The organism is Glaciecola sp. XM2, from assembly GCF_018595715.1.
In the GTDB taxonomy this organism is placed as follows: Bacteria; Pseudomonadota; Gammaproteobacteria; order Enterobacterales; family Alteromonadaceae; genus Glaciecola.
The window spans coordinates 1-683 of the sequence record NZ_JAHEOJ010000009.1 but is presented as its reverse complement, the minus strand read 5'-3'; the positions used below and the strand labels follow the sequence as shown (position 1 = coordinate 683).

At 34.4% G+C, this 683-nt stretch carries 1 protein-coding gene; it reads left to right on the top strand.

Features of this window, described 5'->3' with window-relative positions:
• Positions 1-32: 32 nt before the first annotated feature.
• Positions 33-506 carry a hypothetical protein gene (locus KJ365_RS00035; RefSeq protein WP_214449575.1) on the top strand — a complete coding sequence of 158 codons (474 nt, stop codon included), beginning with the start codon at positions 33-35 and terminating at the stop codon, positions 504-506.
• The last annotated feature ends 177 nt before the right edge of the window (positions 507-683 follow it).

Here is a 683-nt window from a genome sequence, read left to right as displayed (position 1 = left end):
GTAAATAAAAATAGTACCTATAAGGACAAAACATGAGCGTCTTAATAATCTTAATTTTGTCGATGAACATAAATGGGGAAACAAATCAATTATATAGTGCTGGGGAGGTTTCAGAGGGCAAATGGTTTTGTCAGACTGAATTTGAAGTCACAAATGTGAATTATTCGTTTTTTCTTACAATTGAGTTTATAAAAAACAAAAAGGCATATGTACAAGAGGGTGAGATAATAGCAAAAAGCGAAGGATCTGATGCTTTTAACGAAAGCTTAAAATATAGGATACTCTCTGATTATATAACAAAAGATAATATGGTTTTATCTACGTTAAAGTCATTTGAATTGTTGCAAGTGTCTAAAAATACTAAATTTTTTCCTTCAGAACTCATCGATCAAATGAAAATCGTTGGAACAAAAAGTACGTCAACTCTTGAAGATATAACTGAAACAACTTTTAAAAGCGTCGGAAACGACGGTTCGATTTATAACTGTGAAAAAATTGCTAATTAAATGGGGATCAAGCGGTTAGGTTCATCCTGCACCTTTGCGCGATCTGCTGATGAGACAAGCCGTTACTGGTATTGCCATACGTATTACGTTGTTGGGAGACTCGATGGCGTTAGTCGTACAATTGGCTCTGCGAATTGTCCTAAGGGTAGTTAAATAATTTGTTTAGGTTCTTACCAG